We start from the raw sequence: 15,337 nt of genomic DNA, 5'->3' as shown, positions 1-15,337 counted from the left end.
TCTGGCTCACTTCGACTACGCTCAGTGACCTCCTGACTCCTGAATTCTTTCTTGGTACATGGATATGGCTCTTGGCGACTGACAACATCAATCACTGTCTTCAACCAATCAATATAAGTCTCTTCTCTTCGGATTACCAACTCCAGCACCAGCCTTTGCATCACCTGCTTGCGGTTGGCAGATTCATCGCCGAGTGATGGCAAATCGATAGTTTCACATTCAGCCAGCTTCTTGCTTCGAGCCGCCAATTGTTGCTCCAGTACGTAAATGATGGTTTCATTCGACAACTGATCTGCAAAATGCAACTGGACGAGTAAAGGTTCTCTGATAGTCGGTAAGGGCTGATGAATCCCTAACCATCGGCTAAATTCGGCTTTCCCTGGCTCCGTCACACTGTAGACTTTGCGGTTGGGGCGATCGTGTTGAATCTCAATGTTACAGGTAATCCAGCCTTGCTCAACTAGCTTATCGAGAGTTCTGTAAATTTGTGCCTGATCTGCTGGCCATAAATGGGCAATGCATTGATCGAAGCAGCTCGTTTTGAGGTCGTAGCCCGTCATTTCTTGCTGCTGAAGAAGACCTAAAATTACATTTGCTAGCGACATGAAGATGGTTTTCCCATAATTGATATTTTCTCGCTCGGTTCTACACTATGTACTTCTTATAATTTTATGCTATTATATGATTAATCAAATATAAGATATAACGGTTATAAAAAGATATGCTCATTATAATGCTTCTTAGGAAGGAAACCAAATACATACAAAACTCCATTCACAAGGGCATGGGGGAGAAGAAGGGAATAGGTTAAAGGTTACAGGGTACAGATCCCTATCACCTGTTACCTGTCACCTCTTCCCCAATCCCAATACAACTCTTGGAGAGGCTGCGCCAACGGCTTCTCTACCAGACGCTGTTCGCGTTCGCGGTTCCTGAGCGTAGTCGTACCCCTCCGGGGAAGCAAGCTACGCGTAGCGTCCCGCAGGGAAGGGCAGTACAAGTGCCCAATTCTCAATGCTTAGAAATTATTTAAGCCATTGAAGACTATTGTAACGAGAGGATAAGTAACATTGACTTCTAACACACTTACACAAAGAATACGTCAGCATCAATATCTGCGTGATTTACGAAACAAATTACTCGACCTTCACAAGATGTTGCTGGAGACAGAACGCATTGCCTACGAACAGATTAGTGGACGAGTATCAAGTGGAGAACTTCTTCAGCTAGTCATCGCTCACGAACAATTTGCTTGGCTACATCGCATTTCTGAGATGGTTGTGCAAGTTGATGAAATGCTCCAAGCAGATGAACCGATATTGCTGGACGATTTCCAAAAATTGATTGCTGATGTCCGCACGCTGATTGTACCGTTAGAGACGGGTAATACCTTCGAGAGAAAGTATTACAACGCTCTCCAGCGCGAACCTGGTGCTGTGTTGGCACACGCGGAGATATCCAGATTTCTCACGTCTAAGGTTTGATTGCTAATCCAAACAGTGCTGAGTACAAAAGTAAGAATCGTACTCAGCACTTCAGCACTCATCAACCAACTGCCACCAAAGGCTAATGACTAACGATCCATTTGCACCAGTTATCGGACAACAGCAAGCTATAGAATTACTTACTCAGGCTGTCAGGCAAAACCGGGTTCCTCCAGCCTACTTATTTGTGGGGCCAGATGGTGTAGGCAGGAGTTTAGCAGCTAGGTGTTTTGTGGAATTGCTATTTTCTAGTGGGATGGGAATTACTGCGTCTTTACAAAACCGTTTGCGTCAGGGGAACCATCCAGCTTTGTTGTGGGTGCAACCAACGTATCAATACCAGGGACAACGATTAACAGCAGCAGAAGCAGCCGAGAAAGGACTAAAGCGTAAAGCACCACCTGTAATTAGACTAGAGCAAATTCGGGAAATTACCGAGTTTTTAGGTCGTCCGCCTTTGGAAGCGCCGAGAAATGTGGTAGTGCTGGAAGAAGCCCAAACAATGGCAGAAGCCGCAGCCAATGCTTTACTTAAAACCTTGGAAGAACCGGGACAGGCGACATTAATTTTAATTGCACCTACACCTGAATCTGTGTTGCCGACTTTGGTATCACGCTGTCAACGCATTCCTTTTTATCGCTTAGATGCACAGTCCTTGGCTGTTGTACTTACACAAACAGGCCATCAGGAAATTTTGCAAAATCAGGCAGTTTTGAGCATAGCAGCTGGTAGTGCGGGAAGTGCGATCGCATCTTATGAGCAATTACAAGCTATTCCCGATGAGTTACTCGAAGACTTGAAAAAAGCGCCTAAATCTTACCGTAACGCCTTAGAGTTAGCCAAAAAAATTGATAAGGATTTAGATACAGAAGCACAACTGTGGTTAGTTGATTATCTTCAGCAATTTTACTGGCAGCAGTGGCATCAACCTAGTATCATTAACCAGCTAGAACAATCTCGAAAACACTTGCTTTCTTACGCTCAACCACGACTAGTTTGGGAATGTCTGCTTTTATCTGTGTATCAAAAATCAAATTCTATTTCTCCTACTCATCGCTAATTGATATTGTATTTCTATAGTTCCTCATCAAAGTCTCAGTACAATATTTAATTAATTCGTAGCGAAATAAATTCAGAAAAATCTCTGCGTTACTTTGCGTCCCTCTGCGTTTCAAAACATTAGACTTCTTGCATGAATCAAAAGCCCTCACCCTAAATCCCTCTCCCAAGCTTGGGAGAGGGACTTTGAAATTCACTCCCCTTCTCCCAATTTTGGGAGAAGGGGTTGGGGGATGAGGGCGAATTTTGCATTTGTGCAAGATGTCTTGTTCATCCTCTATCGTCAAGTTCATAGCGAGTGAAGGTATTGTAATAAAAGCGATTCCTGGATAAAACAAAAAGTTTATATGACCTCAGTTTCTCCTCACAAAAAAGCTAGAGCCTTAAAAGCTACCAGCCGCCGCCCTGCGAAAGAACTCTGTAGCGAGTGCGGACTATGCGATACATATTATATTCACTATGTCAAGGAAGCTTGCGCTTTTATTAATCAGCAAATAGGCGAACTTGAACAAGAAACACACACGCGATCGCGCCATCTCGAAAACCCCGATGAACTCTACTTTGGTGTTCATCAAGACATGATAGCGGCGAAGAAACAGCAGCCCATCGAAGGCTCACAATGGACGGGTATTGTTAGCAGCATTGCCATTGAAATGCTTAATCGCGGCTTAGTTGAAGGTGTAGTCTGCGTGCAAAACACCAAAGAAGACCGCTTTCAACCCATGCCCGTCATCGCCCGTACCCCAGAAGAAATACTAGCAGCACGGGTAAATAAACCAACACTTTCCCCGAACCTTTCTGTGTTGGAACAGGTAGAAAAATCGGGGATGAAACGACTGTTGGTAATTGGTGTTGGTTGCCAAATTCAAGCATTACGAGCCGTAGAAAAACAACTTGGTTTAGAAAAGCTGTATGTTTTGGGTACGCCTTGCGTAGATAACGTTAACCGCGCCGGACTGCAAAAATTCTTAGAAACGACCAGCCGATCGCCTGACACAGTTGTGCATTACGAATTTATGCAAGACTTCCGGGTTCACTTCAAACATGAAGATGGCTCATCAGAAACAGTACCTTTCTTTGGCTTGAAGACCAATCAACTCAAAGATGTCTTTGCCCCATCTTGTATGAGTTGCTTTGATTACGTCAACTCCCTAGCCGACTTAGTTGTTGGCTACATGGGCGCACCCTTCGGCTGGCAATGGATTGTAGTTAGAAATGACACTGGTAAGGAAATGCTGGATTTAGTGAAAGACCAGTTAGACACTCAACCAGTAACGTCTAAAGGCAACCGGAAAGAAGCCGTACAACAAAGTATTCCCGCTTATGATAAAGGCGTTACTCTGCCGATGTGGGCAGCAAAACTGATGGGTGTGGTAATCGAAAAAATCGGCCCCAAGGGTCTAGAATATGCGCGATTTTCCATTGATTCTCACTTTACTCGGAATTATTTGTATGTGAAGCGGAATCATCCAGAGAAATTAGAGGCGCACGTTCCAGAGTTTGCCAAGCGTATTGTTGGGCAATATAAGTTACCAGAATAGAAGAGAGGGGAGAGGGGAAAGGTGACAGGTGATAGAAAATAATTTGTACCCTGTAACCTGTACCCTATTCCCTTCTTCACTCCTCACTGCTGACTCAACTCGATAATATTCCCATCAGGATCTTGAGTGAACAGAGCAGCGCGACCGGAGGCGCTAGCTTGAATGGGATAATTCTGATTGATGAATTCCTGTTTGGCGGCGTCTAAGTCAACTACTGTGAAGGCGACGTGGGGATTACGTCCCCATTTTTCGTTTGGGTTTTCCGTAGGGACAGTGGGTGCAACTATCAGGTGAATTTGATAGTCACCGACTTGATACCATGCACCAGGGTAGTTTAGGGAACGATCTATTTTGGATAATCCCAATACTTTGCCATAAAAATGTTCCGAGCGTTCTAAGTCAGTCACAAGAATCGCTGTATGGAGACTTTGGGTAATCTGCATTGTCGGTAAGATGCGATCGCGTTTATTTAGATTTTGGCGTAGTTTGAACTCTTTCGGTGAGTGAGAAAGACAGGAGGAGAAGAATTAATAACCACAACGCCTAATGACAAAGGACAAAGGACAAATACCATTACAAACTTAAAGACAGTTGAACTGTAAACGTTGTCCAGCCCTGAGAACTGCTAACTTCAACCCTACCTTGGAGATATTCTACTAACTTCTTAACCAATGTTAAACCTAATCCCGTGCCACTCTGTTGCCAGCGTTCGCTTTCAGGAATCCGGTAAAACGGCTCAAAAATTCGAGATTGTTCTTTTTTCGGAATTATCACCCCAGAATTGCTAATTGTGATTTGAAAATAAGAAACTTGAAAATTATGTAATACACCAGATTTAGCATCCTCATTTATCAGACTTTTTGTGATGTAAATTACCTGGATATTTAATGCAATAGAGTCATAGCCAAACATCCGCTCGAATTTAGGATTGGCGTAGACAAACACGCCATCCATAGCACGAACTAGGCAAATTCCCTCCGCCATGTTGCGGGTAATTACCGCCTGCAACTCTAACATTTGTTCAGCGCGTTTGCGATCGCTGATTTCAACTACGACAATGCCCATGCTAATGGGTTCAGCGTAAATTGATACAGCAGTACTCGATCGGTGTGCAGTAACTGGCGGACTTGTTGAACACTCGTGGCAAGGATATCTTGAAGCTTCAAGGATTGGCGAATATTAAGAGCGATCGCTCCTACTAACTTTTGTTGTTCCTGTTGTTGTTTTAGCTGCCGCATTAGCTGCATCTGCTCGATCGCCCCATGAACCGCTCGACGTAAATTGTCAGAGGTCAACTTTCCCTTGACTAGATAATCTTGCGCCCCACTCTTGATCGCTTGGACTGCGATCGTTTCGTCTCCCTGTCCAGTCAGCATAATTACTGAAATTCGGCTGTTAGAAGTTTGCCTCTGTAGCCTAGTAAGAAATTCCAGCCCGTCTAAATCTGGTAATCGATAGTCCAACAAAATCACATCTGGTATTTTTGTTTGACAAGCTTGTAGGGACTGATTTCCAGACTCAAATTCGTAAATATCATAAGTGTAGCGATCGTCCCGCTCTAGGAAGCGTCGATACAAAGCTCTATCTTCAGCAGAGTCTTCTACAAAAAATACAGTTGTCATGTATGTCGGCCTCCTAAGATAGCTGCGGGAGTGGGGAATGGGGGAGTAGGGGAGACAAGGGGACAAGGGGGAATTATTGAACAAGTCTCTCCCTCGTCTACCTTGTCTCTTGTCCATTCCCAATGCCCCATGCCCAATCTCCAATTCAATAAACCCTAAATCAGCAAATTCGGACTTTTTCTCGATCGCAGACTACTATTTTTAGTCGCATAAACGCATAATAGAATAGTGACTGATCTGTTTCTACCTTTACAATCTCTCAAACAAGGTGACTGGTTCAAGCTGATCTGCGGAGCCAGCTTCCAGCATTTGCCGGCAGTCAGAAGTTTAACGTTAGCCTATACTTTGGCGGGCGCTGACTGCATAGATGTTGCAGCTGATCCAGCAGTAATTGCAGCAGCGCAATCAGGGCTACAAGCAGCCAAATCTCTGGCTAGGGATGCCCAAAAGCGAGGCTTTGACTACAAAGGCAATTTACCCTTTTTGATGGTCAGCCTAAACGATGGAGAAGACCCCCATTTTCGCAAAGCAGAATTTAATCCTCATGAGTGTCCTACAGACTGCCCTAGACCCTGTGAACGGATTTGTCCGGCACAAGCGATCGTGTTTGACAGTATCAAAGAAGACTTTTCAGGAGTAGTATCCGAAAAGTGTTATGGCTGCGGTCGTTGCATACCAATTTGTCCTTATAGTATAATTTATACAGCTTCATACGTGACAACGCCGGGAGCGATCGCGCCATTGGTAATGTCAACGGGAGTAGATGCCGTAGAAATCCATACACAAGTCGGGCGGTTGGCAGAATTTGAGCGATTATGGCAAGCAATTTCACCGTGGGCGGATCAACTAAAGTTACTAGCAATCAGCTGTCCTGATGGCGAAGGGATGATTGACTATTTGAGAGCGCTGTATGACAGGATTGCCCCACTCAAGGGTGCTTTAATTTGGCAAACCGATGGTCGTCCGATGAGTGGTGATATTGGCGATGGCACCACAATAGCCGCGGTGAAATTAGGGCAAAAAGTTTTGGCAGCTAAGTTACCGGGATATGTGCAGTTAGCAGGCGGCACAAATAAGTATACCGTTGCTAAGTTAAAGGCAATGGGACTGCTAAAAGAGGCAGAGGGGCAGGGGGCGGGGGGCAGAGGAGAAAAGTTTTCCCCCCTGCTCCCCGCTCCCTGCCCCCCCTCCTCCATTTCTGGGGTCGCCTACGGTAGCTACGCTCGTGTACTGCTGTCACCAATTCTCGAACAGTTAGAGAATAAGGAGGTAAGTAACATTAATATGAAGGCGAATGTTCGCTTAGAAGAAGATGAAGTATTACTTTGGCAAGCTGTAGAACTTGCCCATTCTCTCGTTTCCCAGATCAAGTCACAGCAGGAGCATTAATCGCTCGTTCGGAAAATACCCAGGACGGGTTCTCCTGCACGCAAATGTCCTCGCTATCTCTAAAAACGTCACCATAGAAAGCATGACGATTACAGACGATCTCCAAAAGTTATTAGACATTTTGCCCCAAGACCTGCAACAAGTACTAGAGAGTCATCCCAAACGAGATAGTTTAGTAGAAGTGGTCTTGGATTTGGGTCGTCGCCCAGAGGCTCGCTTTCCTAATCAAGCTGAGTATTTGAGCGAAGTACCCGTTACTCAAGAACAAATAGATGATTGCATTCAACGAGTCGGAATCTTTGGCGGAGATAATCGAGCAGGAATTGAGCAAACTTTGCATCGGATCAGTGCCATTCGCAACCGCACTGGTAAGATTATTGGCTTGACCTGTCGCGTTGGTCGGGCGGTATTCGGAACCATTGGCATGATCCGCGATTTGGTAGAAACTGGTAAATCGATTCTCATGCTGGGGCGTCCAGGCGTGGGCAAAACTACCGCCTTACGGGAAATAGCCCGTGTTTTAGCGGACGATCTGCATAAGCGAGTGGTGATTATTGACACCTCCAACGAAATCGCTGGGGATGGTGATGTTGCTCACCCTGCCATTGGTCGCGCTCGGCGGATGCAGGTGGCTCATCCAAACGAACAGCATCAGGTGATGATTGAGGCAGTAGAAAACCACATGCCAGAAGTCATTGTCATTGATGAAATTGGCACGGAACTGGAAGCTTTAGCGGCTCGTACCATTGCGGAACGGGGCGTACAGTTGGTAGGTACTGCCCACGGTAATCAGATCGAAAACCTGATTAAAAACCCCACCCTCGCTGATTTAGTTGGGGGTATCCAAGCTGTGACGCTGGGAGACGATGAAGCCAGACGGCGAGGCTCTCAAAAGACCGTTTTGGAGCGGAAAGCGCCGCCTACCTTTGAAATTGCGGTGGAAATGTTGGAACGCCAACGCTGGACAGTACACGAAAGTGTTGCTGACACCGTAGATAATCTGTTGCGGGGTCGTCAAGCTACTCCACAAACCAGAACCGTTGATGACCACGGCAAAATTGCGGTTACACGTCAGTTAGCTGTTGTCAACGGTCGTGGTGGACAGCTAGCAACAGTGGAAGATTCTTTCCCGCCGGCGCGACCGTCTAATGGCTGGCGTTCATCTGGACAAATGGTTGCACTACCCCAATTGCCTGTAGAGCGGGTAACTGGGCGCAGCGAGTTTGACCGTTTACTGGATGAATCTTTCAATTATTCTGAGAGCATTGATTTTGATGCTGCTACAAGAGTGCCAGGGCCGAATGGGGAAGATTTGCCATTGCACGTTTACCCTTATGGGGTTAGCCGTCACCAACTGGAACAGGTAATTAGCGTGCTAACTTTGCCCGTGGTATTGACAAAAGATATAGATAGTGCTGATGCAATTTTAGCACTGCGATCGCACGTCAAAAACCACGCCAAATTGCGCCAAATGGCCAAAGCTCGTCATGTACCCATCCACGTAATTAAGTCCAGCACCATTCCCCAAATTACCCGTGGTTTGCGGCGGTTGCTGAATATTGACGATCCAGAGATGGCCGATGATAGAGAACTACAATTGTTTTTGCACAATGGTAGCGATGATGAAATGGATGCCTTGGAAGAAGCTAGACTTGCCGTTGAGCAAATTGTGATTCCTAAAGGACAGCCAGTCGAGTTATTGCCGCGTTCTCCCCAAGTCCGCAAAATGCAACATGAGTTGGTAGAACATTATCGCCTCAAGTCGCATAGTTTTGGCGAAGAACCAAATAGAAGATTACGGATTTATCCGGCGTAACTTTAAGGGACTTCCAGTTAAAAAAAATATCCCATAGTAGGGGCGCAAGGCCCATCATTGGTGTCAACTTAAGCTAAAACGCTTATTCCACAGGCGTTTTACCCCCCTTAATCCCCCCTTGTAAAGGGGGGAAACAAGAAAATCCAGTTCCCTCCCCAATACATACGGGGAGGGTTAGGGTGGGGTAATGCATCCCGTGATGGGAAGCCAGAGAACTGAATATCACGTTTTGAATCTCGTTTCCAGCCCAGAGGCTGGAAACGAGATTCAAAAGCGGCTCTGCCGCCAGCAAGGGAGGCAGCAGCCCCAAAGACGGCATTCCCAGTCTGAGAGGTTGTTTGAAAAGTGTTTCGCTGTGACTTTAAGCACATTTGAAAAGCGCTTTAACCATCAAAAATCGTCAAAATCATTATCTATACTCAAGCTAATAGTCCAATTTTCTTGCACTAATTCGCTGTTATCATCAACATCACGCAGCGTCTTGTAGACAAAGAATTCGTAAAGAGTGAGTAGATTCTAATTCGCTCAATCTTGCATTTTTTTAAACATCTGTTACATTACTTTACAGACAGTTACAACTGCTACAACACTTGAACTTTGGAGTTATTCTCATGTCAGGTTTTAAGAATCCTGCGCCTATTGTTTCAGAAGATCCTAATGCTGTGCGTTTTGGCTTCACTCCTCAGAGTGAAAATTGGAACGGTCGTCTTGCAATGATTGGTTTTGTATCTGCGATTTTGATTGAAGCTTTTTCTGGTCAAGGGCTACTCCATTTCTGGGGTATCCTCTAAATTGACGATCGTAGGGTAGTATAACCGTTCTACCCTACAAAACTCCCTATATTCCATACCAGTCATTCGTTTCTAACATCTGGCGGCTGTTGCCATTGGTGCAAAATATCAGATTTTTCCGGTTGAGCCAAAATATAAGTGAATAATTACTTTACGTTGAATATGTATAGCTAAAACTCATGGAACTACCCCAACGCGTATCAGTCCGCTACAAAGACGCGTCCTTCAACACCAATGAAATCCGTTTGAGAACTTTTCGGCTTGGCTTGCAAATATGGGATGAACAGACCAAACCCAGAAAAACAGAGCTTTATCAGTTTATATCGTCTTGCTTGAAACAAGTTGACCGCCAAGATCGTTTTATGTTTTCTCTGTTGTTCATAGAATTAACAGACCTCATACGCAACTCTTCTCTAGAAAGAGGAACAAAAGAGGTTCTGATTAAAACAGCTTTTAGAGAATTTGCTTATGCAATAACAGACTTTGAAGACGTTGACAAATAAGGTTAGTCATGGGGATGCTGGAATTGCGTAAGCCTAGGCATCACCCTAAAGTCGGCCTTTTCTTCCCAAATACACGCCAAACCCACATAGATGCTGGAATTGCGTAAGCCTAGGCATCACCCTAAAGTCGGCTGACCTAATCGAGTAGGATATATGTAAGTAAACAGAAACAGCTTTCCAATCAGATTAGTTTTTTCGCTCAATGCGCGGATGGGTAGGTGTTGGCGAAGGGGTGAATACAAAAATAGCTGAATTGCCGTATATGCAAGGATTTGAGGGCTGTAGTATCTTGAAACCATCCGCGCACCTTATGTAGACTGACTTTCAGCTATTTACAGTTAGCACAATTGCTACTCCTTATGTTATGATTTTTGCATTCGCGCTATTGAACCTTGAAAATCAAATAACACAAGCCTTTCAGACGACTGCGATCGCAATCAACTAAAATCCCTATTAGGGATTGAAACACGAACAAGAAGGCTTCAAAGATAAGCACCTTGAATCGCAATCAACTAAAATCCCTATTAGGGATTGAAACCCACACGTCATCCCATGCCAATCTACGAAATTTATCGCAATCAACTAAAATCCCTATTAGGGATTGAAACAGCGCTGCACGTCGGGCATCTTGCGCTATCAATATCGCAATCAACTAAAATCCCTATTAGGGATTGAAACATAGTTGCGCCCAGAACCAAACTACCAACCATCATCGCAATCAACTAAAATCCCTATTAGGGATTGAAACTCGTCTCGATAGTAAGGCAGGACATTGCATTTTAAATCGCAATCAACTAAAATCCCTATTAGGGATTGAAACCGGTGACAGATTTGTAACTAATGGATTCAGGGACATCGCAATCAACTAAAATCCCTATTAGGGATTGAAACACAGGGTATACACTGCTCTTAGTATTCCCGTTTATTCTCAGATCGCAATCAACTAAAATCCCTATTAGGGATTGAAACGCTGCGATTGAGTTATCAATTCCCCTAATTGCATCGCAATCAACTAAAATCCCTATTAGGGATTGAAACAGCGAGTCGCTGTGCATCCTCCTGTAACAGATCGCAATCAACTAAAATCCCTATTAGGGATTGAAACTTGCTTTTAAAACAGCAATTCCTCGACTATATAAATCGCAATCAACTAAAATCCCTATTAGGGATTGAAACCAATCGTTGGGCAACGGACACTTTTTATATTTGGATCGATCGCAATCAACTAAAATCCCTATTAGGGATTGAAACCCATTGCACTAGTGCGATCGCTTAGTTTACAAGGATCGCAATCAACTAAAATCCCTATTAGGGATTGAAACACAAAGTAAAAAACGCTTAAAGGAAATATGAGAGAATCGCAATCAACTAAAATCCCTATTAGGGATTGAAACAAAATTTAATGTATCAGCAAAACTAAACTTTAAATTATCGCAATCAACTAAAATCCCTATTAGGGATTGAAACTCGAGCGATCGCACCACACAGCTTAAACCTTGTCATCGCAATCAACTAAAATCCCTATTAGGGATTGAAACGGGTAAATTTCAAATTCTGGCTTTTCAACTTCAAATCGCAATCAACTAAAATCCCTATTAGGGATTGAAACTCAGCAAGTCTATTTAAACCCGCTAGTACTAGAGAATCGCAATCAACTAAAATCCCTATTAGGGATTGAAACATCACGCATAGGCTTATTTGCTACTGCATCTCTATATCGCAATCAACTAAAATCCCTATTAGGGATTGAAACTTAGTAGCTTGCCCCTTCCGGTTCCCATATTTCTACTGGATCGCAATCAACTAAAATCCCTATCAGGGATTGGAACGAAGTCTACTGAGAGCTATCCTGTAAAAGATAGTATCAAAAAGTACAAATATTACCTCAAGAGTCATTCCACATCCAGCTTGAGGGCTGTGATATTATAGGAGACTGCTGCATACATTTTAGAAAAACTAGAAACTGAATCGACCATGGCCCTCACGCAACTGCGGAAACAAGAAATAATCTCCAACTACCAAGTTCACGAAACTGACACTGGCTCGGCCGATGTCCAAGTTGCGATGCTAACTGAGCGCATTAACCGCCTCAGCGAACATCTCCAGGCAAATAAAAAAGACCATTCTTCTCGGCGGGGACTGTTGAAGCTAATCGGTCAGCGCAAGCGTCTTCTAGCTTATATATCGCAAGAAAGCCGGGAAAAATATCTAGCTTTGATTGCTCGTCTCGGTATTCGTGGATAGGACTACCGCTTATGTCTGCTGAAGAATCTGAACGCAGTCGTTTGCCCTTTGAACCGAACAAAAAGCGCCAAAAACCCGCAAAAACTCAAAGTAAACCAGCAGCACAGCCCCAAGAATCCGTCAAACAGGCTGAGAAAAAAGTGGTTTACAGCAAACAAGAGATGGCAATTCCCCAAGTAGTCAGCCAACGGATGATCCGACGGGTAGCTGGGTTCTCTGGTGTACCAACAGCTTTGGGCATTAGCGCCTTGGTTGCTAGCTATCTGCTTGCTGCCTACTCTGATATCCGACTACCTCCCATCGCCGTGTTATTGGTGAACATGGGATTATTTGGTTTGGGGGTTTTAGGGATAACTTATGGCGTTCTCTCTGCCTCTTGGGATGAAGAAAAAGTCGGAAGTTTGTTGGGTTTGGGTGAGTTCAGCACCAATTTGGGACGAATGGTGGCAGCTTGGCGCGAAACTCGGCAAAAAAACTTATAATGAACGGCGCTCAGGCATTAAGTAACTGTGATATTGGGTAAATGAAAAAGTTAATGTTGAAGTTGAAATTTTATCACTTCAACATTGTAATTAAAATTATATAATCCTTTTTATACCCCATATCTAGTTATTTAGTGGTAAGACTACTGACTGAGCGCTACATTTTGTCTATTTATTTTGTAAACAAATTTTATTTTTAACTATTTGTAATTAGGCCAATAGGTAACAATAAAGTTAGCCTATTTACAGAAAATTTTACTCAATTAATTAATCAGGAACTTTCAGATGATTATAGTAATGAAAAGTGGTTCCCCAGAGGCGGAAATAAACCGCATTGATGAGGAACTAAGCAGTTGGGGGCTAACTCCAGAAAAAATTGTTGGTCAACACAAAGTAGTTATTGGTCTAGTAGGTGAAACCGCCAACTTAGATCCGCTACAAATTCAGGAACTTAGCCCCTGGATTGAGCAGGTGTTACGGGTAGAGCAGCCTTATAAACGAGCTAGTCGTCAGTACCGCCACGGCGAAGCTTCGGATGTGGTGGTTAATACTCCCAATGGAGCGGTGGTATTTGGCGAACATCAGCCTTTGGTAGTTGTTGCTGGCCCATGCTCCGTAGAAAATGAAGAAATGATTGTAGAGACGGCGCGGCGTGTCAAGGCTGCTGGAGCCGCATTTTTGCGCGGAGGGGCATACAAACCGCGGACTTCACCTTATGCCTTTCAAGGACACGGTGAGAGTGCTTTAGATTTGTTAGCGAAGGCGCGGGAAGTCAGCGGACTTGGGATTATTACAGAAGTGATGGATGCCGCAGACCTGGATAAAATTGCCGAAGTTGCTGACGTGATTCAGGTGGGGGCAAGAAATATGCAAAATTTCTCCTTGCTCAAAAAAGTGGGAGCGCAGCCGAAACCAGTTCTGTTGAAGCGGGGAATGGCAGCTACTATTGAAGATTGGTTGATGGCAGCCGAGTATATTCTGGCATCTGGCAATCCCAATGTAATTTTGTGTGAAAGGGGAATACGCACCTTTGACCGTCAGTATACGCGAAATACACTGGATTTATCGGTAGTGCCCGTGTTGCGAAAGCTGACTCACCTGCCAATCATGATTGACCCCAGCCACGGCGTAGGTTGGTCTGAATTTGTGCCTTCAATGGCAATGGCTGCGATCGCAGCTGGCACAGATTCCCTGATGATAGAGGTTCACCCTAATCCTGCCAAAGCTTTATCGGACGGGCCCCAATCTCTGACACCAGACCGTTTCGATAACTTGATGCAAGAATTGGCAGTAATTGGTAAAGCGGTAGGACGCTGGCAGCAACCAGCAGTAGCTCTAGCTTAAAATTCAGTTGCAACTCTATTGCTAGGCATAAAGAAATTAAAGTTTGTAGTCAAGACTTTAGTCCTGATAAATCAAATTCTCCCCAAATTGGGAGAATAGGAGCCAATTTCAAAGTCCCTCTCCCAAGCTTGGCAGAGGGATTAAGGGTGAGGGCTGAAGTCTATTGTAATATGAAATAATGCCCCTTTAGAAATATTCTAAAGGGGATTTTTAAACACTAACTAAAGCTATGAAAAAACAAATTTGCAATCAATATTGATGGACAATATTTTTTGCAATTGTAAGACTTCTTATATCATGTCCGCTTGATTGCTTATTAAACCCGAAGAACCCCACCCCCACCAAAGCGTAGCTTTGTCTCCCCTCCCCGCTTGCGGGGAGGGGATTAAGGGGTGGGGTGCAATGACTGTGGTTAGCATAACTAATTAAGCGGACATGATATTATCTATATACAGAGCGAGCAGGTATCCAGCGGCGACCACGATTTGTTTGCACCCAACGTCCAGGAACCACTATTCTCCTTCTCGCTTGAACAGGGGTACGAACTCTAACTCGCACTGGTCTTCTGATTATTCTAGTTGGAACCGATCGCCTAACTGGTCGTCTGATCTGAGCATCGGCTTGAAAAGGAATAAAGGTAACAGCAATTGGTAAAATCAGCGCTGCAATAGCAAGCATTCTTTTAATACTCATTCGCAAACTTCCCTTTTATGATATTGACATCAAAGAAATTAATTTTTCATAAAATATGAATTCCTTTGACAAATAAATACTAGGGCTAAAAAGAGCTATTCACTAGTGAAAAAGGTAATTAGTTGAATCGTGACTAATGTCATGGATAAAAAATCTAAAGATGACTCTGCTATTGAATAAAACTATTTTTACATAGTGGGACTGTTAATACCGAAAACTTCGATTTTGATGTTTGTAGCAGTGCTTACCTGACTGCAATACGGTTACTGCAACTCAATTTTGCCACCAGAAAAAAAGGGACGAGCAAAATACCCATCCCAAAAAATTCACTTTTATTCAATAGACCTCTTGCAAAAGTCCCCTAACACC

At 44.0% G+C, this 15,337-nt stretch carries 14 protein-coding genes, 1 pseudogene and 1 CRISPR repeat array; of the genes and pseudogenes, 10 read left to right on the top strand and 5 right to left on the bottom strand.

Annotated features, from left to right (window positions below; all coding sequences use genetic code 11):
- Window positions 1–71: 71 nt before the first annotated feature.
- A pseudogene (locus CDG76_RS07215) lies at window positions 72–605 on the bottom strand (PadR family transcriptional regulator); the annotation flags it as partial.
- Between the two features lie 465 nt (window positions 606–1,070).
- Between CDG76_RS07215 and CDG76_RS07210 the strand changes: the two are divergent.
- The 3 genes from CDG76_RS07210 to CDG76_RS07195 all read left to right on the top strand — a co-directional run bounded on the left by CDG76_RS07210 (window position 1,071) and on the right by CDG76_RS07195 (window position 4,084).
- Window positions 1,071–1,484 carry a hypothetical protein gene (locus tag CDG76_RS07210; protein WP_190240786.1) on the top strand — a complete coding sequence of 138 codons (414 nt, stop codon included), beginning with the start codon at window positions 1,071–1,073 and terminating at the stop codon, window positions 1,482–1,484.
- A gap of 85 nt (window positions 1,485–1,569) precedes the next feature.
- Window positions 1,570–2,544: a DNA polymerase III subunit delta' gene (locus CDG76_RS07205; protein WP_094348364.1), complete on the top strand. Its 975-nt coding sequence runs from the start codon at window positions 1,570–1,572 to the stop codon at window positions 2,542–2,544.
- Between the two features lie 346 nt (window positions 2,545–2,890).
- On the top strand, window positions 2,891–4,084 hold the full coding sequence (locus CDG76_RS07195) for a Coenzyme F420 hydrogenase/dehydrogenase, beta subunit C-terminal domain (RefSeq protein WP_094348362.1): 1,194 nt from the start codon (window positions 2,891–2,893) through the stop codon (window positions 4,082–4,084).
- An 83-nt stretch (window positions 4,085–4,167) separates the two neighbouring features.
- Here the strand turns inward: CDG76_RS07195 and CDG76_RS07190 are convergent, their stop codons facing one another.
- From CDG76_RS07190 to CDG76_RS07180, 3 genes are all read right to left on the bottom strand, one after another.
- A complete protein-coding gene (locus CDG76_RS07190) occupies window positions 4,168–4,527 on the bottom strand; it encodes a VOC family protein (RefSeq protein WP_094348361.1) in 360 nt (119 codons plus the stop codon).
- Window positions 4,528–4,657: 130 nt separating this feature from the next.
- Window positions 4,658–5,149 carry an ATP-binding protein gene (locus CDG76_RS07185; RefSeq protein WP_094348360.1) on the bottom strand — a complete coding sequence of 164 codons (492 nt, stop codon included), beginning with the start codon at window positions 5,147–5,149 and terminating at the stop codon, window positions 4,658–4,660.
- Complete coding sequence (locus tag CDG76_RS07180) at window positions 5,134–5,706, bottom strand: response regulator (protein ID WP_190240785.1); 573 nt, start codon at window positions 5,704–5,706, stop codon at window positions 5,134–5,136. The genes CDG76_RS07185 and CDG76_RS07180 overlap by 16 nt, the downstream gene beginning before the upstream one ends.
- A 228-nt stretch (window positions 5,707–5,934) precedes the next feature.
- On the opposite strand from CDG76_RS07180, the gene ldpA reads away from it, so the two are divergent.
- The 7 genes from ldpA (at window position 5,935) to aroF (ending at window position 14,275) form a co-directional block, all read left to right on the top strand.
- Window positions 5,935–7,095 carry a circadian clock protein LdpA gene (gene ldpA, locus CDG76_RS07175; RefSeq protein WP_094348358.1) on the top strand — a complete coding sequence of 387 codons (1,161 nt, stop codon included), beginning with the start codon at window positions 5,935–5,937 and terminating at the stop codon, window positions 7,093–7,095.
- Between the two features lie 82 nt (window positions 7,096–7,177).
- Window positions 7,178–8,911: a R3H domain-containing nucleic acid-binding protein gene (locus tag CDG76_RS07170; RefSeq protein ID WP_094348357.1), complete on the top strand. Its 1,734-nt coding sequence runs from the start codon at window positions 7,178–7,180 to the stop codon at window positions 8,909–8,911.
- Between the two features lie 611 nt (window positions 8,912–9,522).
- Window positions 9,523–9,702, top strand: a complete 180-nt coding sequence (locus CDG76_RS07165; protein WP_094348356.1) for a chlorophyll a/b-binding protein — start codon at window positions 9,523–9,525, stop codon at window positions 9,700–9,702.
- A gap of 179 nt (window positions 9,703–9,881) precedes the next feature.
- The gene (locus CDG76_RS07160) at window positions 9,882–10,205 is read left to right on the top strand and encodes a hypothetical protein (RefSeq protein ID WP_094348355.1); all 324 of its coding nucleotides are present in this window, start codon (window positions 9,882–9,884) and stop codon (window positions 10,203–10,205) included.
- A gap of 430 nt (window positions 10,206–10,635) precedes the next feature.
- A CRISPR array of direct repeats spans window positions 10,636–12,034; the repeat unit is 37 nt; unit sequence ATCGCAATCAACTAAAATCCCTATTAGGGATTGAAAC.
- Window positions 12,035–12,179: 145 nt separating this feature from the next.
- The gene (gene rpsO / locus CDG76_RS07155; protein ID WP_094348354.1) at window positions 12,180–12,449 is read left to right on the top strand and encodes a 30S ribosomal protein S15; all 270 of its coding nucleotides are present in this window, start codon (window positions 12,180–12,182) and stop codon (window positions 12,447–12,449) included.
- A gap of 11 nt (window positions 12,450–12,460) precedes the next feature.
- The gene (locus CDG76_RS07150) at window positions 12,461–12,931 is read left to right on the top strand and encodes a PAM68 family protein (protein ID WP_094348353.1); all 471 of its coding nucleotides are present in this window, start codon (window positions 12,461–12,463) and stop codon (window positions 12,929–12,931) included.
- A 285-nt stretch (window positions 12,932–13,216) separates the two neighbouring features.
- On the top strand, window positions 13,217–14,275 hold the full coding sequence (gene aroF / locus CDG76_RS07145) for a 3-deoxy-7-phosphoheptulonate synthase (protein WP_094348352.1): 1,059 nt from the start codon (window positions 13,217–13,219) through the stop codon (window positions 14,273–14,275).
- Between the two features lie 441 nt (window positions 14,276–14,716).
- Here the strand turns inward: aroF and CDG76_RS07140 are convergent, their stop codons facing one another.
- Complete coding sequence (locus CDG76_RS07140) at window positions 14,717–14,968, bottom strand: hypothetical protein (protein WP_094348351.1); 252 nt, start codon at window positions 14,966–14,968, stop codon at window positions 14,717–14,719.
- Between the last annotated feature and the right edge of the window lie 369 nt (window positions 14,969–15,337).

It is taken from the genome of Nostoc sp. 'Peltigera membranacea cyanobiont' 210A (assembly GCF_002246015.1).
In the GTDB taxonomy this organism is placed as follows: Bacteria; Cyanobacteriota; Cyanobacteriia; order Cyanobacteriales; family Nostocaceae; genus Nostoc.
Note: the sequence above shows the minus strand (reverse complement) of the source record. Positions and strands in the feature narration are given on the sequence as shown.